The organism is Microbacterium paraoxydans, assembly GCF_900105335.1.
Lineage (GTDB): Bacteria > Actinomycetota > Actinomycetes > Actinomycetales > Microbacteriaceae > Microbacterium > Microbacterium paraoxydans.
In genome coordinates this window covers 3,298,957-3,321,992 of record NZ_LT629770.1, presented here as the reverse complement: position 1 = coordinate 3,321,992, position 23,036 = coordinate 3,298,957, and the positions used below count along the sequence as shown (strand labels likewise).

Below are 23,036 nucleotides of genomic sequence, written 5' to 3'. Positions count from 1 at the left end.
CGGATGTCAGTGGCCGCGGACGCGACGGGTCGCGTCCTGCACCTCGCCGACGAGCTCCTCGAGGATGTCCTCCAGGAACAGCACGGCGGTGGTCTCCCCCCGGGCGTCGCGGACCTTGGCGAGGTGGCGACCGGCCCGGCGCATGACGGCGAGGGCGTCCTCCAGATCGGTGTCCTCCTGCACGGGCACCATGTGGTGGATGCGCTTGCCGGGGATCGGCTCGAGCACCTTGGCCTCGGCATCCGGGCCCTCCGAGGCCCGCAGGATGTCCTTGAGGTGGACGTAGCCGATCGGGACGTCCTCGTCGTCGACGATCACGTAGCGCGAGAACCCGTAGCGGGCCACCGCCTTCTCGATGTCGTCGGGCGTGGTCGTCTGCGGCAGCGTGACGAGGTCGCTCAGCGGAACGGCCACGTCGCGCGCCTTCTTGTCGGTGAACTCCACCGCGGCCGTCACCGTACCGGCGGTGTCCATGAGCACGCCCTCACGGCGCGACTGGTTGACGATGGTCGCCACCTCGTCGAGTGTGAACGTCGACGCCGCCTCGTTCTTCGGCTCCACCCGGAAGAGGCGCAGCACGCCGTTCGCCGCCGCGTTCAGCAGCCAGATCACCGGCATGAACACCTTCGACACCCACACCAGCGGCGTCGCCAGCAGCAGCACGGCCCGGTCCGGAATCGAGAACGCGAGGTTCTTCGGCACCATCTCGCCGAACACGACGTGCAGGAACGACACGATGAGCAGTGCGATCGTGAACGACACGACGTCCACCGCGCCGTCCGACCAGCCCAGCGCGTGCAGCGGCACGGCGAGCAGGTGGTGGATGGCGGGCTCGGAGACGTTCAGGATGAGCAGCGAGCAGATCGTGATGCCGAGCTGCGAGGTCGCGAGCATGAGCGTCGCGTGCTCCATGGCGTACAGCGCCGTCTTGGCCGGGCGCGAGCCACGCTCGGCCTTCGGCTCGATCTGCGAGCGCCGCGCGGAGATCACCGCGAACTCGGCGCCGACGAAGAACGCGTTCGCCGCCAGCAGGACGACGAGCCAGGCGAGGCCTCCCCAATCGCTCACAGGGACACCCCCTCGATGATGACGGCATCCGGTCTCGGGACGTAGCGCACCCGATCCACCCGGCGGCCGTCCATGCGGACGACCTGCAGCGTGCCGCTCTCCAGGGGCACCTCGTCCCCGACGACGGGCACCCGCTCGAGGACGCTCATGACGTAGCCGCCGACCGTGTCGTAGACATCACCCTCCGGCACCTCGACGCCCGCACGGCTGCGCAGCTCGTCCGGGCGCAGCTCGCCGGGGAAGGTCACCCCGTCGCGGTTGCGGATGATGCCGGCCCTCGTCCGGTCGTGCTCGTCGGACACCTCGCCGACGAGCTCCTCCACGAGGTCCTCCAGCGTCACGATGCCCGCCGTCCCGCCGTACTCGTCGACGACGACCGCGAGCTGGTAGCCGCGACCGCGGAGGTCGGAGATGAGCGCGTCGACATGGGCGGTCTCCGGCACGCGGAGCGGGTCGGTCGCGAGGGCCCCGACGGGCACCTCGGCGCGACGTTCCCGCGGCACCGAGATGGCGGCCTTGAGGTGCACGACGCCGGTGATGTCGTCGAGGTCCTCGTCGAACACCGGGAAGCGGCTGTGGCCGGTGCGCCGGGCGAGTTGGATCACGTCGTCCACGGAGTCGCCGGCGGCGATCGCGTGCATGCTCGGGCGCGCCGTCATGACGTCGGCCGCGGTGAGCCGCGAGAACGTGAGCGTGCGGTCCAGCAGCGTGGCGGTGTCGGCCTCCAGCACTCCGGCGCTCGCCGACCGTCGCACGAGCGACGACAGCTCCTCCGCGCTGCGCGCGCCGGAGAGCTCCTCCTTGGGCTCGATGCCCATGCTGCGCAGCACCCCGTTGGCGCTGCCGTTCAGCACGACCACCGCCGGCTTGAACACCGTCGTGAAGGCGATCTGGAAGGGCACGACGAGCTTCGCCGTGGCCAGGGGCAGCGCCAGCGCGAAGTTCTTCGGGACGAGCTCGCCGAGGATCATCGAGAGCACCGTCGCGACGAACATCGCCACCACGGTCGCGATGGGAGCGACGGCGGCTTCCGGGATGTTCCAGGCGACCAGCGTGGGACGCAGGAGGTTCGACAGCGCCGGCTCCATCGTGTATCCGGTCAGCAGCGTGGTCAGCGTGATGCCGAGTTGCGCGGAGGAGAGATGCGTCGAGGTGTGCCGCAGGGCGCTGATCGTCAGGGAGAGGCGGGACTCGCCTCGCGCCTGCCGCGCTTCCAGATCCGCGCGGTCGAGGTTCACGAGGGCGAACTCGCTCGCGACGAAGAGGCCGGTGCCGACCGTGAGCAGAAGCCCCACGCCCAACATGATGTAGTCCATCAGATCTTCCTCTCCGGGGAGAGAACGGGACGGTGGGGCGATGTTCGGCAACTGGGAGGGTCGTCCATAGTGCGCTCGATTCTACAGAAGCGGACTGTGGTCGCGGCAGGTGATCACCAGCTGACCGGCAGCGCCTTGCCCTCCTCGTAGCCGGCCGCCGACTGCAATCCGACGACGGCGCGCTCGTGGAACTCGGGCACGGTCGCGGCCCCGGCGTAGGTGAAGGACGACCGCACGCCCGATGTGATCATGTCGAGCAGGTCCTCGACTCCCGGGCGCAGCGGGTCGAGGTAGATCTTGGAGGAGGAGATGCCCTCGGCGAACAGCTCCTTGCGCGCCCGCTCGTAGGCGTCGAGCCGACCGAACCGCGCCTGCACGGCCTTGGTCGAGGCCATCCCCCACGACTCCTTGAACAGACGACCGTCCGTGTCGCGCTGGAGCTCGCCCGGGGCCTCGATCGTCCCGGCGAACCAGGAGCCGACCATGACGGAGGCGGCACCGGCCGCGAGCGCGAGGGCGACGTCGCGGGGGTAGCGCACCCCGCCGTCGGCCCAGACATGGGCTCCGGCCTCCGCGGCGGCCTGCGCGGTCTCCAGCACCGCGGAGAACTGGGGACGACCGACCGCCGTCATCATCCGTGTCGTGCACATCGCCCCCGGCCCGACGCCGACCTTGAGGATCGAGGCGCCCGCGTCGACGAGATCCCGCACGCCGTCCGCGGTGACGATGTTCCCCGCGACGATGGGGAGCCCGAGCCCGAGGGACGCGACCTCCTGCAGCGCCCGGAGCATGCCCTCCTGGTGGCCGTGCGCGGTGTCGACGACGAGCACGTCCACCCCGGCCGCCGCGAGCGCCTTCGCTTTCGCCCCGACGTCGCCGTTGATGCCGACCGCCGCGGCGACGGCGAGGCGCCCGTCGGCGTCCACGGCCGGCCGGTACAGCGTGGCGCGGAGGGCGCTGCGGGCGCTCAGCGTCCCGACGAGGTGGCCGTGGTGGATGACCGTGACCACTTCGACGTCCGCCTCGGTGATGACGTCGAAAGCGTGCCGTTCGGAGCCGATGTCGTCCGCGTCGATCGACGGCGTCCCCCGGTGCACGAGGTCGCCGAGCTGCGCGTCGGGCAGCGCGGTCGCGAGACGGGTGGCCGGGAGCACGCCGACGATGCGGTCGACGGGGATCGGTGCCGCACCGGAGGCGACGACGATCCCGTGGCCGGGGGCGGCGGGGAGCAGGCGGAGGGCGTCGGCGACGGTCGCCTCCGGGGGCAGCACGAGCGGCGTGTCCCAGAGCACCGGCTGCCCCTTCACGTCGCGGATCGCGGCGTCGAGCTCCTGGAGCGGGAGGTCCTGCGGCAGCACGCCCAGCGCCCCGCGGCGAGCGAGCACGGCGGCGATCCGCGGCCCGGTCACCGAGTTCATGTTCGCGGCGACGAGCGGCAGCGTCGCCGGGGTGCCGTCGTGCGGAGCGAGATCGACCTGGAGGCGACTGGTGACGGCCGAACGGCGCGGCACCAGGAAGACGTCCGAGTAGGTCAGATCGACGGTCGGCTGCGCACCTGAGAACTCCATGTCTCCACGGTACCCAGATCGGCGCGGCACGGGTCGGTCTCTTCGACGTCTCTGCGGTCGAAACAGGTTAGGCTTGGTGGTCGAGAGTGTGCGGGCCCGAGCGCATCCTGCGTCGTGCGTCCGCATCGGAGATCTTCAGCGATGAAAGAGGGCGATAGAGCGTGTCGAACCAGGTGACCGGCGTCGGTGGCGACGGGGGGTTCGGAGCCAATTCCTGGCTCGTCGAAGAGCTCTACGAGCAGTTCAAGGAGAACCGCGACTCGGTCGACAAGGAGTGGTGGCCCATTCTGGAGAAGTACCACTCCGAGACCACCGCAGCCGGAGGCGCTCCCGCCGCGACCGCGGCCCCGGCGCACCCCGTGACCGCTCCCATCCCCGTGATCGGTGCACAGCCCGTCGCCCGCACCACGGCGAAGCCGGCGGCCGCCGCGCCGATCCCCGCCCAGGCGCCGAAGCCGAAGCAGGAGTCCAAGGAGACGCAGCCGCCCTCCGAGGAGGACAAGGTCACCCCGCTGCGCGGTCTGCCGAAGACCCTCGCCGCGAACATGGACGAATCGCTCACCGTCCCCACCGCGACGAGCGTCCGCACGGTCCCGGCCAAGCTGATGATCGACAACCGCATCGTCATCAACAACCACATGGCCCGCACCCGCGGCGGCAAGGTCAGCTTCACCCACCTCATCGGCTGGGCCCTCATCCGCACCCTCGACGAGTTCCGCAGCCAGAACGTCTTCTACGCCGAGATCGATGGCAAGCCCTCCGTCGTGGCCCCGGCGCACGTCAACCTCGGCATCGCGATCGACCTGCCCAAGCCGGACGGCACCCGCGCTCTCATGGTCCCGAGCATCAAGCGTGCCGACACCATGACCTTCACCGAGTACCTCGCCGCCTATGAGGATCTCGTCACCCGCGCCCGCGCCAACAAGCTCACCGCCGCCGACTTCCAGGGCACGACGGTCTCGCTCACCAACCCGGGCGGCATCGGCACTGTGCACTCGGTCCCGCGTCTCATGAAGGGCCAGGGCTGCATCATCGGCGCCGGTGCTCTCGAGTACCCCGCGGAGTTCCAGGGCGCGAGCGACAAGACGCTCAACGAGCTGGCGATCGGCAAGACCATCACCCTCACGAGCACGTACGACCACCGCGTCATCCAGGGCGCCGGATCCGGCGAGTTCCTGAAGAAGGTGCACGAGCTGCTGATCGGCCAGCGCGGCTTCTACGACGACATCTTCGCGGCGCTGCGCATCCCGTACGCGCCGATCCGCTGGAACCCGGACATCGCGGTCGACCTCGCCGAGCGCGTGGACAAGCAGTCCCGCGTGCAGGAGCTCATCAACTCCTTCCGTGTGCGCGGCCACCTCATGGCCGACATCGACCCGCTCGAGTACCGTCAGCGTTCGCACCCGGACCTGGAGATCGAGAGCCACGGCCTGACGTTCTGGGACCTCGACCGCGAGTTCGTCACCGGCGGGTTCGGCGGGCGCCGCGTCGCCAAGCTCCGCGACATCCTCGGGGTGCTGCGCGACTCGTACTGCCGCACTCTCGGCATCGAGTACATGCACATCCAGGACCCGGAGCAGCGCCGCTGGTTCCAGGAGAAGGTCGAGGTCAAGTACCAGAAGCCCGGCCACGACGAGCAGCTGCGCGTGCTGCGCAAGCTCAACGAGGCCGAGGCCTTCGAGACCTTCCTGCAGACGAAGTTCGTCGGCCAGAAGCGCTTCTCGCTCGAGGGCGGCGAGTCGCTGATCCCGCTCCTCGACGAGATCCTCCAGGGCGCGGCCACGGCCGGGCTGGAGGGCGCCGCGATCGGCATGGCCCACCGCGGCCGCCTGAACGTGCTCACCAACATCGCCGGCAAGACGTACGGCCAGGTCTTCCGCGAGTTCGAAGGCACGCAGACGCCCGGCAACCAGCGCGGCTCGGGCGACGTGAAGTACCACCTGGGTACCGAGGGCACGTTCGTCGCCGACGACGGCTCCGCGCTGCCCGTGTACCTCGCCGCCAACCCCTCCCACCTGGAGACGGTCGACGGCGTGCTGGAGGGCATCGTCCGCGCCAAGCAGGACCGCAAGCCCATCGGCACCTTCGCCTGGCTGCCCATCCTCGTCCACGGCGACGCGGCCTTCGCCGGCCAGGGCGTCGTCGTCGAGACCCTGCAGATGTCGCAGCTGCGCGGCTACCGCACGGGCGGAACGATCCACGTGGTCGTCAACAACCAGGTCGGCTTCACCACGACGCCGAGCGACGCCCGCACCTCGGTCTACGCCACCGACGTCGCCAAGACGATCCAGGCGCCGGTCTTCCACGTGAACGGCGACGACCCCGAGGCCGTCATCCACGTCGCGCAGCTCGCGTTCGAGTACCGCGAGCGCTTCCATCGCGACGTCGTGATCGACCTCGTCTGCTACCGCCGACGCGGGCACAACGAGGGCGACGACCCCTCGATGACGCAGCCGCTGATGACCGACCTCATCCAGGCGAAGCGCTCCGTCCGCCGCCTCTACACGGAATCCCTCGTCGGTCGCGGCGACATCACCGAGGAGGAGTACGACGAGGCCAAGGCCGACTTCCAGAACCGTCTGGAGATCGCCTTCGCCGAGACGCACGCCGCCGAGACCGGCACGACCCCGATCGCCCCGGAGGAGGCCCCGCAGGTCGAGGACCAGGTCGGAGCCCCCGAGGTCACCGGTGTGCCGGCCGAGGTCATCCGCCTCATCGGCGACGCGTTCGTGAACAAGCCCGAGGGCTTCACGGTGCACCCGAAGATCCAGCAGCTGCTGGAGAAGCGCCTCGACATGAGCCGCAACGGGAACATCGACTGGGGCTTCGGCGAGCTGCTCGCCTTCGGCTCGCTCCTGGTCGAGGGCACCCCGGTGCGCCTCGCCGGCCAGGACTCGCGACGCGGGACCTTCGTGCAGCGGCACGCCGCGCTCCACGACCGTGCGAACGGCCAGGAGTGGCTGCCGCTGTCGAACCTGTCCGACGCGCAGGGCCGCTTCTTCGTCTACGACTCCCTGCTCAGCGAGTACGCCGCGCTCGGCTTCGAGTACGGCTACTCCGTGGAGGCTCCCGAGGCCCTGGTGCTGTGGGAGGCGCAGTTCGGCGACTTCGTCAACGGCGCCCAGTCGGTCATCGACGAGTACATCTCCGCCGCGGAGCAGAAGTGGGGTCAGCAGTCCAGCGTCACGCTCCTGCTCCCCCACGGCTACGAGGGCCAGGGACCGGACCACTCCTCCGCACGCATCGAGCGGTTCCTGCAGCTGTGCGCGCAGGACAACATGATCGTGGCGCGCCCGTCGACCCCGGCGTCGCACTTCCACCTGCTGCGCCGTCAGGCCTACGCCCGTCCGCGCAAGCCGCTGATCGTGTTCACGCCGAAGGCGATGCTGCGCCTGCGCGGCGCGACGAGCCCGGTGGAGGCGTTCACCGGGGGCCGCTTCGAGCCGGTCCTCGACGACGACCGGGGTCTCGACCGTTCCGCCGTGAAGCGCGTGCTCGTGCACAGCGGCAAGGTGCATTGGGACCTCCGCGCCGAGCTGGAGAAGAACCCGAACCCGGAGATCGCCCTGGTGCGTCTGGAGCAGCTCTACCCGACGCCCATCGACGCGCTGAAGAAGATCACCGACTCGTACCCGAACGCCGAGCTCGTGTGGGTGCAGGAGGAGCCGGAGAACCAGGGCGCCTGGCCGTTCCTCGCTCTGGCCTTCGCCGACGTCCCCGGCGACCGCTCCTTCCGCCCGGTCTCGCGTCCGGCGTCGGCCTCGCCGGCGACGGGCTCGTCCAAGGTGCACGCGACCGAGCAGGCCGCGCTCATCCGCGCGGCGGTCACCCTGGGCTGACCGCCTCTCTGACGACGAAGGGCGCCCCGGCTTCGGCCGGGGCGCCCTTCTCCGTTCCGCGGGTCAGTACCAGATGTCGAGGGACGGCGCCGGGAAGGCGACGAACGCACGGTCCAGTGCCTCGACGGCGTCGACCGGGCCCGTGATCCGGCCTGCTCCGTGCAGCGCGGCGACGCGGATGCTGCCGGCGTAGATCGACGAGAGCGCGGAGACGTCGAGGACGAGGTCCGCCTCGGCGCCCGGAGCGTCCTCGATGTCCGCGTGCCCCTGCGCGTCGACGCGGAGCCGCCAGGTGCCCGCGGCGAATCCCAGGGCGTCCTCGATGCGGAGCACGGTGTCCAGGGGCGCGGCGTAGGTCCGGGCCGTGAGCGCGGCGGGGACGTCCAGGACCCGAAGCCAGCCGTGGTCGTGCACCACCTGGGTGACGCCGCGCGGGTCCGCGACCAGCCACGGCAGGGCGTCGTCGAGCGGTCGGAGATCGGCGGTCACCTCGTCGACGAGGTCGTGCTGCAGCGCGAACCGCCACAGCGCAGCCGTCGCCTCCGCCGTCTCGGCGACGAGCAGGCGCACGTGCAACGCGAACCGGAACGTGCCACCGCGCTCGGTGAGGTGGAAGGCCATCACGCCGCGCACCTGACCGGACTCGTCGCGATAGCGGATGCCGCGCACCCGGTCCCGGTCGGTGTCGGTGCTCGCGAGCCCGCTGATGCCCGCCCAGCGGGCCGCCCACCCCGGCACCTGGCCGGACCGCGCGGTACGGGCGCGCTCGTGCGCCTCCGCCAGGGCCTCGGCGAGCTCCTCGCGCTCGAGGTACTCCACGCGGCCGGCCGGGACGGGGCCCGCCCAGCCGGCGCGGCGCACGTCCACGGTGAACCGCGCCACGGGGACGGCGGAGCCGAAGCCGTACCGCCCGTAGATGGTCGCCTCGGACACCGTGAGGCCCGCGACAGGGAGGCCGGCATCGACGGCGGCGCGCAGCTCGCCCTCCAGCAGGGCGCGCGCGATGCCACGGCGGCGATGCGTGCCGGCCACGGTGACCCCGCTGATCGCCCACATCCCGATCTCGCTGCCGGGGATCGTCAGCGGTGTCACCCAGGAGTCGATGGTCGCCACCGGGAAGCGGTCGGCCGGGGCATCGGGCTCGTAGACGCCGATGTTTCGCCGGCTCTTCAGGGTGCCGACACCTTCCTCGCGAGCCGCCTCCGAGGGGTCGGCACCGAGGAACCCGCGGGCCATCGCGCGCTGGAAGGCGGCCACGCGCGTGGCGTCCGTCGTATCCAAGACCCGATAGTCGAGGCCGTCCTCCGCGAGGCGGTCGACAGACGTCTGGTCAGCGGGGATCCCGCGTGCATCGATGAGGGCCATGCACACAGCCTACGGGCGGTCTCCGACGCTCCGCGCCCGGGGGGACGCTCAGTGCTGCGCGGCCTGGACCTCGCGGAGCCGGGCGAACACCTGGTCCCGCAGCTCCTCCGGAGCGGTCTCCTTGCAGGCGCGGGCGATGACCTCGGTGAGGGTCGTCGCCACCAGAGCCTCGTCCCGGCACGCCGGGCAGTTCTCCAGGTGCTCGCGGATCTCGGCGTGCTCTGTTTTACACACCTCGTTGCGGAGGTACTCCTCCAGATCCTGACGGGCCTTGTCGCAGCCGCAGTCGCTCATTTCTTGCTCCTCGGGTCAGCCGCGGCGATTCCCCGCTCCGCGGCGTAGTCGGCCAGCAGCTCCCGCAGCATCCGCCTGCCACGGTGCAGACGGCTCATCACGGTGCCGATGGGGGTCTTCATGATGTCGGCGATCTCCTGGTACGCGAAGCCCTCGACGTCGGCGAGGTACACCGCGAGCCGGAAGTCCTCCGGAACCGCCTGCAGCGCGTCCTTCACGACCGACGCCGGCATGCGGTCGATGGCCTCCGCCTCCGCCGACCGGCTGTGCGACGCCGTCGTCGACTCCGCGCCGCCGAGCTGCCAGTCCTCGAGCTCGTCGATGGTGCCCTGGAACGGCTCGCGCTGCCGTTTGCGGTAGATGTTGATGTACGTGTTGGTGAGGATGCGGTACAGCCACGCCTTGAGGTTCGTGCCCTGCGCGAAGGTCGACCACGAGCCGTAGGCCTTGACGAAGGTCTCCTGCACGAGATCGGCGGCGTCAGCGGGATTGCGCGTCATGCGCATCGCGGCGGCGTAGAGCTGGTCCATGAAGGGGAGCGCCTGCTCCTCGAACTCGCGCCGAGGGTCGCCGACGGTGGCTGCGGTTGCGGTGTCGTCCATCACCGGCCAGTCTAGGCGGCTGAGGTCGATCACCTCGCGTTCCAGCGTCGCAGGCATCCTCTTCCCTTCGCACGGGTGCCGCCTCTCACGAGGACGGCGTTGCGTTTACTAAGGTGAGAACCGATGAGCGCCAAAAGGTATTCCCCCACCCGTGTGCAGGGCGCCTACCCCGCGCCCACGATCGACGGCCCGGTGCACGCCGAGCTCACGATCCCCGGCTCCAAGTCCCTCACGAACCGCGAACTCCTCATCGCGGCGATCGCGGACGGCCCCGGCCGCCTGACCGCGCCGCTGCACTCCGACGATTCGCAGCGCATGGTGGAGGCCCTCCGCGCACTCGGCGTCGGCATCGAGGAGGTCGACGCCGGTCATGAGTTCGGTCCCGATCTCGTGATCACGCCCGGCAAGCTCCGCGGCGGCACGACGATCGACTGCGGCCAGGCCGGGACCGTCATGCGCTTCATCGCGCCGCTGGCCGGCCTCGCGGAGCAGGACGTCCACCTCACCGCGCACGAGACGGCCCTGCACCGGCCCATGGGCGGGCTCATCAGCGCCCTGCGCGACCTCGGCGTCGACATCGACGACGAGGGCACCTGGGCCCTCCCGTTCACCATCCGCGGCCACGGCCACATCCGCGGCGGTCGCGTGGAGATCGACGCGTCGGCCTCCAGCCAGTTCGTGTCCGGGCTGCTGCTCGCGGCCCCGCGCTTCGACGTCGGCCTGCACCTCGTGCACACCGGCGAGCGGCTGCCGAGCCTGCCGCACATCGACATGACCATCGAGGCGCTGAGCCGCCGCGGCATCCGCATCGAGCGTCCCGCCGTGGGCGAATGGCTGGTGGAGGCCGGAGTCCCCCGTGCCAAGGAGATCCCGATCGAGCCGGATCTCTCCAACGCCGCCCCGTTCCTCGCGGCGGCCCTCGTCGCCGGAGGCTCCGTCGCGATCACCGGCTGGCCGGCGCACTCGACCCAGCCCGGAGCGCTGCTCCCCGAGATCCTGCAGGCGGCGGGTGCGCACGTCAGCCGTCACGGCGGGGTGCTCACCGTGCGGGCAGGGTCCGGAATCCGCGGACTGGATCTCGATCTCTCCGCCGCCAGCGAGCTGACGCCGACCCTCGTCGGTCTCGCGGCCTTCGCCGACGGCCCCACGACCATCCGCGGCATCGGCCACATCCGCCTCCACGAGACCGACCGGATCGCGGCGCTCGTCGGGAACCTGCGCGCGCTCGGCGGGACCGCCGAGGAGCTCCCCGACGGCATCCGCATCGTTCCCGGCCCGCTCCGGGGCGGTACCTGGGCCGCGCACCACGATCACCGGATGGCGACGACCGGCGCGCTCATCGGCCTCCGCGTCCCCGACGTGATCATCGATGACATCGGTACCACCGCCAAGACCCTCCCGGAGTTCACCATGCTCTGGGAGCGGATGCTGCGAGGCTGACGGGTGAGCTGGCTGAACGACGCCGACGACCTCGAAGACGACTTCGAGGACTACGACGAGAGCAGCATCCGCACCCGGCCGAACCCGAAGGCCAACCGTCCCCGCACCAAGCGACGCCCCGCGCACGAGGACGCGCAGATCGGCCGCGTCCTGGGCGTCGACCGTGGCCGGTACTCCGTGCTCCTCGACGAGGACACCGCGCAGGAGCGTACGATCACCGCCGCCCGCGCGCGAGAGCTGCGGCGCACGCCGATCGTCACGGGCGACCGGGCCCGCGTCGTCGGCGACACCTCGGGCGACGAGGGCACGCTCGGCCGGATCGTGGGCATCGTCGAGCGCACCTCGCTCCTCCGCCGCAGCGCCGACGACACCGACGAGGTCGAGCGGGTGATCGTCGCGAACGCGGACCAGATGCTCGTCGTCGTGGCCGCCGCCGACCCGGAGCCGCGTGCCCGGCTCGTCGACCGCTATCTCGTCGCGGCCCTGGACGCCGGTATCCGCCCGCTCCTCGTCGTGACGAAGACCGATCTCGCCGACCCCGCCCCCTTCCTCGCGCACTTCGAGGGCCTCGACCTCCGTGTGTTCACGAGCGCACAGGACGAGATGCCGGTCGACGAGATCGGCGCCGCACTCATCGGCCACTCGACGGTGTTCGTCGGACACTCCGGTGTCGGCAAGTCGACGCTGGTGAACGCCCTGGTGCCCACCGCGGGCCGCGCCACCGGACACGTGAACCAGGTCACCGGCCGCGGGCGACACACCTCCTCCTCCACCGTCTCGCTGCGCTACGAGAGCGCCGACGGCTCCGGCTGGGTCATCGACACCCCCGGTGTCCGCTCCTTCGGCCTCGGGCACGTCGACCCCGCGAACATCCTCGCCGCCTTCACCGAGCTCGCCGTCATCGCGGAGGACTGCCCGCGCGGCTGCACCCACCTCCCCGACGCTCCCGACTGCGCCCTCATCGAGGCGGCGGACCGCGGCGAGCTGAGCGAGACCGGACGCGCTCGCCTCGACTCGCTGCAGCGCCTCCTGCAGACCTTCGCCGACAAGGCGGAGCAGCCCCCCGGACGATAAGCTGGGGCCGTGACCGAACGCCTGGAAACCGGAACCGCCGCCCCCGACTTCTCCCTGCTCGACCAGGACGGGAACACCGTCCGCCTGGCCGATCTGCGCGGCACGAAGACGGTGCTGTACTTCTACCCGGCCGCCATGACGCCGGGGTGCACGACGGAGGCCTGCGACTTCCGCGACAGCATCTCGTCGCTGCAGGGCGCCGGGTATCAGGTCGTCGGCGTCTCGCGGGACGAGCCGGCGAAGCTCGCCGCCTTCCGCGACCGCGACAGCCTCACGTTCCCGCTGCTCAGCGACCCCGACCACGCGGTGCACGAGGCGTACGGCGCCTGGGGCGAGAAGATGAACTACGGCAAGGTCGTCGAAGGCGTGATCCGCTCGACGTTCGTCCTCGACGAGGACGGCGTCGTCACGAGCGCGCAGTACAACGTGAAGGCCACGGGCCACGTCGCGCGGCTGCGCAAGCAGCTCGGCATCGACGCCTGACAGGGCGGCGCGGACTCACTCCGCTTCGCGTCGGGTCCCCTCCCGGCGCGCGCTCGCTATGAGGAGCGCGAAGCCCGCGACAGCCGGGATGCCGAGTCCGAGCACGAAGGCCCACGGGATGGGCGGCAGCGTGAGGGCGCCGAGCGCCAGGGCGATCGCGAGGACCTGGAACACCACCCCGCCCGATCGCGCCCAGGAGCGTCCGGCGCGAGTGCCGAACGCGAAGGCCGCGAGCGCGGCGGCGCCGATCAGCGTCAGGACGATGAGAGCGATGGCCGTCGGCAGCGACGCGGCGTCCCCGGCCCCGAGTCCGGCCATCTCGATCACGGCGAAGACGAGCAGGGCGACGGCTTCCACCGCCAGCACGGCGGCGGCGGCGCGGGCGATTCCCGGTGCGCGCACGGGTGTCCTCCCGGGGATCGAATGACGAGAAAACCCTTGATTTCAGGGTATTCATGTAACAGAATAGAGAAAGTCATGTGCTCCCACAGCGGCGTGGGGCGAACGTTCGCGTTCGCATCACAATCAGCGGGCATCCGCCCGTATCTCAACAGGGTAGCGGAACCCGAACCGTCGCCCGAATCGAGAGGTCGCATCGCGACATCTCATGAAATCCACACCGAGGAGCCCCCATGGACTGGCGTGACAAGGCCGCCTGCCTGACCGTCGACCCCGAACTGTTCTTCCCCGTCGGGAACACCGGCCCGGCCGTCGATCAGATCGAGAAGGCCAAGACCGTCTGCGCGACGTGCACGGTCACCGAGATCTGCCTGCAGTACGCCCTGGAGACCAGCCAGGACTCGGGCGTCTGGGGCGGCCTGTCCGAAGACGAGCGCCGCGCGCTCAAGCGTCGCGCCGCACGCGCCCGTCGCGCCTCCTGAGATTCGCGAAGCGGCCTGAGACATCGTCTCAGGCCGCTTCTGCATGTTCCGGGCAGAGCGTCAGCGCTCGAGCCAGCGCAGCGGGATGTCGATGACCACCTCGGTCCCCTCGCCCTCACTCCCCCGCCAGTCGATCGTGCCGCCGAGCTCGCCCTGGATCAGGGTGCGGATGATCTGGGTGCCCAGGCCCTGACCGATCCGGCCCTCCGGGAGCCCGTGGCCCGTGTCGCGGACCGTCACGCGGAGGTTGTCCTCGGTGCGCTTGGCGTCGATGGTCACGACACCCTCCTGCCCGGCGAGGCCGTGCTCCACCGCATTGGTCACGACCTCCGTCAGGGCCAGCGCCAACGGAGTGGCGTACTCGCTCGGGAGCACGCCGAAGTGTCCCGTCGACTGGGTGCGGGCGCGCGTGTTGGGAGCCGACGCCACTTCGGCGACGAGCTTGAGCACGCGATGGAAGACCTCGTCGAAGTCGACTTTCTGCGTCAGCCCCTGGGCGAGGGTATCGTGCACGACCGCGATCGCGTCCACACGGCGCATGGCCTGCGTGAGAGCATCCCGCGCCTCGTCGGAGTGCGTGCGTCGGGCCTGGATCCGGAGCAGAGAGGCCACGGTCTGCAGGTTGTTCTTGACGCGGTGGTGGATCTCCCGGATCGTCGCGTCCTTGGTGATGAGTTCCTGCTCCTGGTGGCGCAGCTCCGAGACGTCGCGGCAGAGCACGATGGCCCCGATGCGTGTGCCGTGATCCTTCAGGGGGATGGCGCGGAGCGAGACCGTCACGCCACGCGCCTCGATGTCCGTCCGCCAAGGCGCCCGACCGGTCACCACCACGGGCAGCGACTCGTCGACCTGCCGGGAGGGCGGCACGAGCCGGGTGGTCACCTCGGCAAGGGACTCCCCCTCCAACTCGTCGTCGAAGCCCATCCGATTGAACGCGGACAGGGCGTTGGGGCTGGCGAAGGTCGTGATGCCGTCCACGTCGATCCGGATCAGCCCGTCGGACGCCCGGGGAGCGCCACGGCGCGGTGACGTGGGGGCTGCCGGGTCCGGGAAGCTGCCGTCCGCGATCATGCGGAACAGGTCGTTGGCACACTCGTCGAAGGTGATCTGCTGACGCGACGGCGTGCGCACCTCCCCGAGGTTGGTGTGCCGTGTGACCACGCCGATCACGCGAGGAGCCTTGTCCTCACCCCGACGCTCGATGACGATCGGGACGGCGCGGACCCTGGTCGGTGTCTCCTCGAACCAGTCGGGTGAGGAGGAGTCCACGATCTCCGCCGACTCGAAGGCACCCTGCACCTGCGTGCGCCACTGCGGACGCACCCGCTCCCCGACGATGTCGCGGTAGAACAGCGTCGCCGCGCCGCTCGGTCGTGCGTGCGCGACGGCGACGAACGATCCGTCGTCCGTCTGGATCCACAGGACGATGTCGGCGGAGGCGAGGTCCGCGAGGAGCTGTCCGTCACCGGCGAGCCGGTGCAGCCACTCCACGTCGTCGTCGGTCAGAAGGCCCTGGGCCTGGGCGAGATCACTGAGGGTTGACACCTCACCAGCCTAGGCTCCCCCGCCTCAGAGGATGGCGAGCGACGTCGCGCGCCACCGGTGGTCGAGCCCTTCCAGCCGGAGGGCCACCGCGCGCGTGCGCCCCGGTCCCGCCACCACCACGACAGCCTCTACGATGCCGTCCCGCGGGTGGGTCACCCGCACAGTGCGGATGACGAAGGTGGGCCGCGACGGCGCGACACCACGAGCGCTGCGCGCACGGGCGGCGAGGTTGGCCCGGACGACCACGCTGCGGTAGGCCTCCTCGCTGAACCACCGGGCGAGCTGGTCCACCTCCCGCACCCCCGCCAAAACCTCGAGCGCGCCCTGGGTGAGGCTCCGCACGAGAAGTGCGGGGTCCGGAAGCTCATCGGCCGGGGTGGGCTGCGGTCCGAAGTACTCGGCCAGCATCATCTCGATCTCCCTTCGAAGGGGTCGGCGAGCCGTCAGTAGAACACGTTCCCGGTGCGGCACGGGCGCCACCGGCCCAGGTCTGTGGACAACCCGTAGACGACCGCAGCACGGGCCGGAAGGAGTGCGGTCTCGGCAGGGATGTGGATAACTCGGAGGAGGCGACGCCCGCCCCTACGCTCGGTCGGGTGCACTGGGAATCCCTCTTCGACGACTTGGAAGGACAGCTCGCCGCGGAGTGGGAGGCGGAACGCGCCGCCCGCGACGCCGAATCCGAGCGGCTCCGCATCGCCCGGCTCGATCTGCGCGCACGATTGCGTCATCTGTGCGACGAGCGCACCGACACGACGCTCCACCTCGCCGACGGCGCGCGTGTCCCCGTCGGGCTGCGGTCCTTGGGAGTGGACTGGCTCGCCGCCGTCTCCCGAGTGCCCCAGGGCGCGCGCGTGCCGAGCTCCATGCTGCTGATCCCGATGACGTCGGTCCTCGGGCTCACCGTCGACCATGGCTCGATGCTGAGCAGCCTCGTCGACGAGAGCCAGGGAGCGCCGACGCTCCGCGAGCGGATGTCGCTGGGTTTCGCTCTCCGCGACCTCGCGCGTCGTCGCCTCCCGGTGCACCTCCGTCTCCTCGTCGGGGACGACCTCCACGGGACCATCGATCGCGCCGCCGCCGATCACCTCGACCTCGCCGAGCACGACAGCGGCGCAGCTCGTCGGGCCGACGCCGTCCGAGGATTCAGGATGGTGCCGTACGCGGCGCTGGCGGCGATCCGGGTGCAGGGGACGGCGACGCTCTGACGCTCAGCGGTGCCGCGCCGCGGAGGAGCCCCACAGCTCGGGGAAGCTCGCGGCCTGCGACTGCCGCCACAGGGCCATCCGGCGCGCCTCCTCCGTCTGCGCGGCCAGGTACTCCTCGATGCTCGGCTCCTCGATGCGCCAGCGCGCGGGAGCGCCCAGGGGGGCACCGCGAAGATGACCGGCGTGGACGAGCGCGATGACCTCGTCCACGTCGATGCTCAGCAGCTCTGCCACCTGCGCTGGCGCGAGGAACCGGGGGGTGTGCGGGTGCGGGGGTGTCATGCCCTCATTCTGGGTGCCCACGGCGCGCGCCGTACGGGCAGGCGCGAGCCTGTGGATAACTCGACGGCCCAGAACCCCGCGTCTGTGACCATATCGCCATGGCCCCGCTCTCCCGCTCCCCTCGTCGCTTCCGCGGTGATGCCCGCTTCGCGGTGGGCATCGTGCTCGTCCTCGCATCGATCGCCGGCGTCTGGTTCGTCCTCACCTCGTCCGACCAGGCGGTCCCGGTGCTCCAGGCACGACGCACGATCGCTCGCGGGGAGGTCCTCCGTGCCGCCGATTTCGAGACGGTCGATGTGGCGCTCGGCGCGGTGTCCGACGAGTACCTCCGGCCGGATCAGCTCCCTGCGGGACAGGTCGCCGTCCGAACGCTGACGGAGGGCGAGCTGGTGCCAAGGACGGCGATGACCGCGGCCTCGGACAGTCGCACCACGACGGTCGTCGTCGAGAGCAGCGTGGGTCTCCCGGAGGACGTCGCGGCGGGAACCGAGGTGGAGATCTGGCAGGCACCGCTGCGCGAGGACGGACGCTCGTACGATGAACCCCGCATCCTCGTGGGGGACGTCGTCGTCCGCGCTGTCCTCGAGCCGGAGGGACTGCTGGCGGAGAATGCGGCGGAGCTGGAGATCGTGATCGATCGGAGCGACGTCGCTGCGGTCCTCGCCGCGGTCACCGGTGGCGCCGCGCTCTCCGTCGTCCCGGTCGGAGCCGGGTCGTGAGCGTCGTCCTCCTCGCCGTGACCCAGCCTCGAGCCGACGAGCTGGTCGCCGAACTCGAATGGGAGGGCGTCTCCGCCCTCAGCCTCCCATCCGCGTCCGCTTCCGCGATCATCGCCCGTCTGCAACCGGACGTGGAGGCTGTCGTCGCCCCCGCGACCAGGGCTGTGCTGACCCCCGAACTCCTTTCGGCGTGCGATCGCGCCGGCGTCCGCATCGTCACCCTCGGAGGCACGGACAGCCGGGCGGTCATGCGGATGGGCCTGGCCCCGCCCCTGCGCACGGATGCTCCGGGATGGGAGATCGCTGCAGCGCTCTCCACCGACGTGCGGCACCCTGTCACGGGCCCGCCGAGGGCGGCGTCCCGCCTCACGGCCATCCGGGGCTCGCACGGAGCGCCAGGACGCTCCACGATCGCCGTTCAGCTCGCCGTGGAACTCGCGCGGCGCGGGCGCCGGACGGCGCTGATCGACGCCGACACAGTGGCGCCCTCTCTGGCTCTGCTCCTCGGGATGGACGACGACGCCCCAGGGCTCGCGGCAGCCTGCCGTCGCGCCGAGGCCGGTGCGCTCGATCCGGCCGAACTGACCCGCCTGTCCGCCCGGCTCGCCGCAGGCGGCGCCGAGGTCGACGTGCTGGCGGGCCTCAACCGTCCGAGCCGCTGGCCCGAGCTCTCCGACGCGCGGATGCGGGCGACGCTGTCGGTCTGCCGGAGGTGGGCGGAAGAGACCGTGGTGGACGTCTCAGCCGCCGTCGACACGGACGAGGAGGCGATGTACGACGTGGTCGGCCCGCGGCGACACGCCGCGACCGTCGCGACGTTGAGCGAGGCGGACCGGGTCGTGGCTTTGGCCCTGGCGGACCCGCTGGGGGTCAGCCGCTTCCTGCGGGACCATGCAGAGCTGCGGCGTCTGGTCGGCCAGACGCCGGTGACGGTCGTCGTGAACCAGGTCCGTCCCGGGCCGCTCGGCCTCGACGCCCGAAGTCAGATCCGACGCACGCTGGAGCGGTTCGCCGGGCTCACCGATATCGCCTTCCTCCCGCTGGACCGCCGTGCCGTCGATGCGGCTCTCCTGCATGCCCGGCCGATCTCCGATGTCGCGCCGCGGTCGGCGCTGGTCGCCGCCGTGCGCCGGCTCGCGGCCGACCTCGACCGCTCCGTCTCCGGGGAGACTACTGCCGGTAGCTCGACAGGAAGTTCCCGAGGCGCTCGACGGCTTCGCTCAGCACTCGCGGCTCTGGCAGGGTCACGAGGCGCAGGTGATCCGGCGTCGGCCAGTTGAAGCCCGTCCCCTGCACGAGCAGGATGTGTTCGGACACCAGCAGATCGTAGACGAGCTTGGCGTCGTCGCGGATCTCGTGCACGTTCGGGTCCAGTCGGGGGAACGCGTAGAGGGCGCCCTGAGGCTTCACGCAGGACACACCGGGGATGGCCTCCAGCCCCTCCCAGGCGATGTCGCGCTGCTCGTGCAGCCGCCCGGTCGGGGCGATCAGGGCGTCGATCGACTGCACGCCGGACAGCGCCGCCTGGACGGCGTGCTGCGCCGGGACGTTCGGGCAGAGCCGGGTCGAGGCCAGCAGCGTGATGCCCTCGATGAAGCCCTTGGCGTGGTCCTGCGGACCCGTGACGACCATCCAACCGGACCGGTAGCCGGCCACGCGGTAGGTCTTGGAGAGCCCGTTGAACGTGAGGCAGAGCAGGTCGGGGGCCAGGGTCGCCGTCGGGATGTGCACCGCGTCGTCGAACAGGATGCGGTCGTAGATCTCGTCGGAGAGGATGAGGAGCTGGTGCTCGCGCGCGATCTGCACGAGGCCCTCCAGCACCTGCCGGGAGTAGACCACGCCGGTGGGGTTGTTCGGGTTGATGATCACGAGCGCCTTGGTCCGCGGCGTGATCTTCGACCGGATGTCCTCGAGGTCGGGCTGCCAGCCCGCGTCCTCGTCGCAGAGGTAATGGACGGGCGTGCCACCCGCGAGGCTGGTCATGGCCGTCCACAGCGGGTAGTCGGGCGCGGGGATGAGGACCTCGTCCCCCTCGTCCAGCAGCGCCTGCATGGTCATGGTGATGAGCTCGGAGACCCCGTTGCCGAGGTACACGTCATCGGGATCGAAACGGGGGAACCCGTCGATCTCCTCGTACCTGCTCACCACGGCACGCCGGGCGGAGATGATGCCCTTGCTGTCGCTGTACCCGTGGGCCGTGGGGAGCGCGGCGAGCATGTCGTGCACGATCTGATGCGGGGCGTCGAAGCCGAAGATCGCGGGATTGCCGGTGTTGAGCTTGAGGATCCGGTGGCCCTCTGCTTCCAATCGCGCCGCCTCGACGAGGGCGTTTCCGCGGATCTCGTACAGGACGTTCTTGAGCTTCGACGACTGGTCGAAGGTGCGCGATGGTGTCATCGATCAAGCCTACAGGGACGACAGGAGGGCCAATCCGCACGGACTGGCCCTCCTCGTCACCCGAAGGCCTACTTCTTCTTCTTGCTCTGCGCGCGCCGCTGCTCGCGGTTGCCCGCCGCCGGGGCGGCCGCCTCCGTGCGCTGCCCGAAGGCGCCGCGCGGGGCCTCCTCCGGTTCGGCCTGCTGCGGAGCCTGCGCCCGAGCCGCAGCCTGGCGCATCCGCTCGGTCGCGGCCTGCTGCACCTGCCCGCGGTCGTTGCGGACCTCGACCTCGCCGGCGTCGTTCGCCGCCGAGTACTCCAGGCGCTGCTCTCCCCCGTCGGTGGCGAGCCCCTTGGCCTCGACCTCCGCCGTCTCGGCGTCGCCGGCGCGACGGACCTCGACCTCGAGGTTGTAGAGGTAGCCGACCGACTCCTCCTTGATCTGGCCCATCATCGACTGGAACATCGCGTAGCCCTCGCGCTGGTACTCGATGAGCGGATCGCGCTGCGCCATCGCCCGGAGGCCGATGCCGTCCTTGAGGTAGTCCATCTCGTACAGGTGGTCGCGCCAGCGGCGGTCGAGCACCTGCAGGACGACGCGACGCTCGAGCTCGCGGGTCGCGGCCTCGCCCAGCGACTCCTCGCGCTTCTCGTAGGCGATCTTCGCATCCGAGAGCAGCTCGCGCGTCAGGCCCTCGGCGGTGATGCCGCCCTTGCGTCCTGCAGCCTCCGACACGACCTCGTCGATCGTGACGCTCACCGGGTACAGGGTCTTCAGCTCGGTCCAGAGGGCGTCGAAGTCCCAGCTCTCGTTGTGGCCCTCGCCGGTGTGGTCCTTCACGACGCCGCTGATCGCGTCCTCGATGAAGTGCTGCACCCGATCGGCGATGTCGTCGCCCTGGAGGATGTGGCGGCGGTCGGCATAGATCGCCTCGCGCTGACGGTTGAGGACGTCGTCGTACTTGAGGACGTTCTTGCGCATCTCGGCGTTGCGGGCCTCGACCTGCGACTGCGCGCTGCGGATCGCCCGGGACACGAGACCCGACTCGATCGGCACGTCGTCAGGGAAGTTCGTGCGGGCGAGGATCGCCTCGGCGGCGCCGGACTGGAACAGCCGCATGAGGTCGTCGGTGAGGCTCAGGTAGAAGCGGCTCTCGCCGGGGTCGCCCTGGCGACCGGACCGACCGCGCAGCTGGTTGTCGATGCGGCGCGACTCGTGGCGCTCGGTGCCGAGCACGTAGAGGCCACCGGCTTCGATGACCTTCTCGGCCTCCTCCTCGACCACCTTCTTCATGGTCTCGTAGGTCTCGTCCCACGCGACCTCGTACTCCTCCGGCGTCTCCACCGGGTCGAGTCCCTTCGCCTTGAGCTCCTGCACCGCGAGGAACTCGGCGTTTCCGCCGAGCATGATGTCGGTGCCTCGTCCGGCCATGTTCGTCGCGACCGTCACGGCGCCGAGGCGGCCGGCGCGGGCGACGATCTCCGCCTCACGGGCGTGGTTCTTCGCGTTCAGGACCTCGTGCTTGACGCCCTTCTTGGCGAGCAGGCGCGACAGGTACTCGCTCTTCTCGACGCTGGTGGTGCCGACGAGCACCGGCTGCCCGCTCGCGTGGCGCTCCGCGATGTCCTCGACGACCTGCGCGAACTTCGCGGCTTCGTTCTTGTACACCAGGTCCGGCTGGTCCTTGCGGATCATCGGCTTGTTGGTCGGGATCGGGATGACGCCGAGCTTGTACGTCGACATGAACTCGGCGGCCTCGGTCTCGGCGGTACCGGTCATGCCGGCGAGCTTGTCGTAGAGGCGGAAGTAGTTCTGCAGCGTGACGGTGGCGAGGGTCTGGTTCTCGGCCTTGACCGGCACCCCCTCCTTCGCCTCGATCGCCTGGTGGATGCCCTCGTTGTAGCGGCGTCCCACGAGGATGCGCCCGGTGTGCTCGTCGACGATCATGACCTCGTCGTTCATCACGACGTAGTCGGTGTCCTTCTTGAACAGCGCGAGCGCCTTGATCGAGTTGTTCAGGAACGAGATGAGCGGCGTGTTGGCGGACTCGTAGAGGTTGTCGATGCCGAGGTAGTCCTCGACCTTCTCGATGCCCGGCTCCAGGACGCCGACGGTGCGCTTCTTCTCGTCGACCTCGTAGTCCTCGCCGGCGACGAGCGTGCGAGCGATCTTGGCGAACTCCGCGAACCAGCGGTTCGCCTCGCCGGAGGACGGCCCGGAGATGATGAGCGGCGTGCGCGCCTCGTCGATGAGGATGGAGTCCACCTCGTCGACGATCGCGAAGAAGTGCTCGCGCTGGACGAGGTCCTCCTTGCGCCAGGCCATGTTGTCGCGGAGGTAGTCGAAGCCGAACTCGTTGTTCGTGCCGTAGGTGATGTCGGCCGCGTACTGCTCGCGGCGCACGGCGGGCGTCTGACCGGACACGATGATGCCCGTCGTCATGCCGAGGGCGCGGTAGACGCGGCCCATGAGCTCTGCCTGGTAGCTCGCGAGGAAGTCGTTCACGGTGATGACGTGCACGCCCTCGCCGGCGATCGCGTTCAGGTACGCGGGGAAGGTGGCGACGAGGGTCTTGCCCTCACCGGTCTTCATCTCGGCGATGTTCCCGAGGTGCAGGGCCGCGCCACCCATGATCTGCACGTCGTACGCGCGCATGCCGAGCGTCCGCTTGGCGGCCTCGCGCACCGCGGCGAAGGCCTCTGGCATGAGCTGGTCGAGCGTCTCGCCCTTCTCGTAGCGGGCACGCAGCTCGGCGGTCTCGTTGCGCAGCTCGTCGTCCGTGAGCTGGGAGATGTCCTCCTCGAGGGCGTTCACCGCCTTCACCACCTGGTTCAGACGGCGGATGATCCGCCCCTCACCTGCGCGCAGCAGCTTCTCAAGAGGATTCGCCACGGATGTCATCTCCCTGTCATTGGGTCATTCGCCGGCCGCCGTGAGGCGAGCGCCAGGCATACTTTGCCATGTTACCGGCCTG

20 protein-coding genes are annotated in these 23,036 nt (G+C 70.4%); 8 read left to right on the top strand and 12 right to left on the bottom strand.

The window, feature by feature from the left end:
* Positions 1-6: 6 nt before the first annotated feature.
* The 3 genes from BLU02_RS16130 to guaB1 form a co-directional block, all read right to left on the bottom strand.
* Positions 7-1,068 carry a hemolysin family protein gene (locus BLU02_RS16130; RefSeq protein ID WP_025103069.1) on the bottom strand — a complete coding sequence of 354 codons (1,062 nt, stop codon included), beginning with the start codon at positions 1,066-1,068 and terminating at the stop codon, positions 7-9.
* Positions 1,065-2,384, bottom strand: a complete 1,320-nt coding sequence (locus tag BLU02_RS16125; RefSeq protein ID WP_060923227.1) for a hemolysin family protein — start codon at positions 2,382-2,384, stop codon at positions 1,065-1,067. The genes BLU02_RS16130 and BLU02_RS16125 overlap by 4 nt, the downstream gene beginning before the upstream one ends.
* Before the next feature lie 113 nt (positions 2,385-2,497).
* The gene (gene guaB1 / locus BLU02_RS16120; RefSeq protein WP_060923228.1) at positions 2,498-3,952 is read right to left on the bottom strand and encodes a GMP reductase; all 1,455 of its coding nucleotides are present in this window, start codon (positions 3,950-3,952) and stop codon (positions 2,498-2,500) included.
* Positions 3,953-4,113: 161 nt separating this feature from the next.
* On the opposite strand from guaB1, the gene BLU02_RS16115 reads away from it, so the two are divergent.
* The gene (locus tag BLU02_RS16115; protein ID WP_060923229.1) at positions 4,114-7,791 is read left to right on the top strand and encodes a multifunctional oxoglutarate decarboxylase/oxoglutarate dehydrogenase thiamine pyrophosphate-binding subunit/dihydrolipoyllysine-residue succinyltransferase subunit; all 3,678 of its coding nucleotides are present in this window, start codon (positions 4,114-4,116) and stop codon (positions 7,789-7,791) included.
* A gap of 63 nt (positions 7,792-7,854) precedes the next feature.
* Here BLU02_RS16115 and BLU02_RS16110 read toward each other — a convergent pair whose 3' ends face one another.
* Genes BLU02_RS16110 through BLU02_RS16100 form a run of 3 tightly spaced genes read right to left on the bottom strand, consistent with a single transcriptional unit; the run spans position 7,855 to position 10,109 of the window.
* On the bottom strand, positions 7,855-9,156 hold the full coding sequence (locus tag BLU02_RS16110; protein ID WP_083371054.1) for a GNAT family N-acetyltransferase: 1,302 nt from the start codon (positions 9,154-9,156) through the stop codon (positions 7,855-7,857).
* Between the two features lie 48 nt (positions 9,157-9,204).
* Positions 9,205-9,450 (bottom strand): zf-HC2 domain-containing protein, encoded by a 246-nt coding sequence (locus BLU02_RS16105; RefSeq protein ID WP_025103064.1) that lies wholly within the window; start codon positions 9,448-9,450, stop codon positions 9,205-9,207.
* Positions 9,447-10,109 carry a sigma-70 family RNA polymerase sigma factor gene (locus BLU02_RS16100; protein WP_025103063.1) on the bottom strand — a complete coding sequence of 221 codons (663 nt, stop codon included), beginning with the start codon at positions 10,107-10,109 and terminating at the stop codon, positions 9,447-9,449. The genes BLU02_RS16105 and BLU02_RS16100 overlap by 4 nt, the downstream gene beginning before the upstream one ends.
* Positions 10,110-10,175: 66 nt before the next feature.
* On the opposite strand from BLU02_RS16100, the gene aroA reads away from it, so the two are divergent.
* The 3 genes from aroA to bcp are packed head-to-tail and all read left to right on the top strand — an operon-like array spanning position 10,176 to position 13,049.
* Entirely contained in the window at positions 10,176-11,492 is a 1,317-nt protein-coding gene (aroA, locus tag BLU02_RS16095; RefSeq protein WP_060923174.1) for a 3-phosphoshikimate 1-carboxyvinyltransferase, read from the top strand.
* A gap of 3 nt (positions 11,493-11,495) precedes the next feature.
* Positions 11,496-12,566: a ribosome small subunit-dependent GTPase A gene (rsgA, locus tag BLU02_RS16090; protein ID WP_060923175.1), complete on the top strand. Its 1,071-nt coding sequence runs from the start codon at positions 11,496-11,498 to the stop codon at positions 12,564-12,566.
* 9 nt (positions 12,567-12,575) lie between these two features.
* Complete coding sequence (gene bcp, locus BLU02_RS16085) at positions 12,576-13,049, top strand: thioredoxin-dependent thiol peroxidase (RefSeq protein ID WP_060923176.1); 474 nt, start codon at positions 12,576-12,578, stop codon at positions 13,047-13,049.
* A gap of 15 nt (positions 13,050-13,064) precedes the next feature.
* On the opposite strand, the gene BLU02_RS16080 is transcribed toward bcp, so the two are convergent.
* Positions 13,065-13,451 carry a hypothetical protein gene (locus tag BLU02_RS16080; RefSeq protein ID WP_060923177.1) on the bottom strand — a complete coding sequence of 129 codons (387 nt, stop codon included), beginning with the start codon at positions 13,449-13,451 and terminating at the stop codon, positions 13,065-13,067.
* Positions 13,452-13,681: 230 nt separating this feature from the next.
* On the opposite strand from BLU02_RS16080, the gene BLU02_RS16075 reads away from it, so the two are divergent.
* Positions 13,682-13,930, top strand: a complete 249-nt coding sequence (locus BLU02_RS16075; protein ID WP_017203224.1) for a WhiB family transcriptional regulator — start codon at positions 13,682-13,684, stop codon at positions 13,928-13,930.
* 60 nt (positions 13,931-13,990) lie between these two features.
* Here BLU02_RS16075 and BLU02_RS16070 read toward each other — a convergent pair whose 3' ends face one another.
* Positions 13,991-15,475, bottom strand: a complete 1,485-nt coding sequence (locus BLU02_RS16070) for a sensor histidine kinase (protein WP_060923178.1) — start codon at positions 15,473-15,475, stop codon at positions 13,991-13,993.
* Positions 15,476-15,499: 24 nt separating this feature from the next.
* Positions 15,500-15,886: an Rv3235 family protein gene (locus BLU02_RS16065; RefSeq protein WP_060923179.1), complete on the bottom strand. Its 387-nt coding sequence runs from the start codon at positions 15,884-15,886 to the stop codon at positions 15,500-15,502.
* A gap of 185 nt (positions 15,887-16,071) precedes the next feature.
* Between BLU02_RS16065 and BLU02_RS16060 the strand changes: the two genes are divergently transcribed.
* Complete coding sequence (locus BLU02_RS16060; protein ID WP_060923180.1) at positions 16,072-16,683, top strand: hypothetical protein; 612 nt, start codon at positions 16,072-16,074, stop codon at positions 16,681-16,683.
* A gap of 3 nt (positions 16,684-16,686) precedes the next feature.
* Here BLU02_RS16060 and BLU02_RS16055 read toward each other — a convergent pair whose 3' ends face one another.
* A complete protein-coding gene (locus BLU02_RS16055) occupies positions 16,687-16,965 on the bottom strand; it encodes a helix-turn-helix domain-containing protein (RefSeq protein WP_060923181.1) in 279 nt (92 codons plus the stop codon).
* Positions 16,966-17,063: 98 nt separating this feature from the next.
* Between BLU02_RS16055 and BLU02_RS16050 the strand changes: the two genes are divergently transcribed.
* Positions 17,064-17,684 (top strand): SAF domain-containing protein, encoded by a 621-nt coding sequence (locus BLU02_RS16050; RefSeq protein WP_060923182.1) that lies wholly within the window; start codon positions 17,064-17,066, stop codon positions 17,682-17,684.
* Positions 17,681-18,964, top strand: coding sequence for a CpaE/TadZ family protein (locus tag BLU02_RS16045; RefSeq protein ID WP_157547068.1), 1,284 nt, complete (start codon positions 17,681-17,683; stop codon positions 18,962-18,964). The genes BLU02_RS16050 and BLU02_RS16045 overlap by 4 nt, the downstream gene beginning before the upstream one ends.
* Here the strand turns inward: BLU02_RS16045 and BLU02_RS16040 are convergent.
* Positions 18,855-20,081 carry a pyridoxal phosphate-dependent aminotransferase gene (locus BLU02_RS16040; protein ID WP_060923649.1) on the bottom strand — a complete coding sequence of 409 codons (1,227 nt, stop codon included), beginning with the start codon at positions 20,079-20,081 and terminating at the stop codon, positions 18,855-18,857. The genes BLU02_RS16045 and BLU02_RS16040 overlap by 110 nt on opposite strands.
* A gap of 68 nt (positions 20,082-20,149) precedes the next feature.
* Complete coding sequence (gene secA / locus BLU02_RS16035; RefSeq protein ID WP_083371093.1) at positions 20,150-22,954, bottom strand: preprotein translocase subunit SecA; 2,805 nt, start codon at positions 22,952-22,954, stop codon at positions 20,150-20,152.
* Positions 22,955-23,036: the final 82 nt, after the last annotated feature.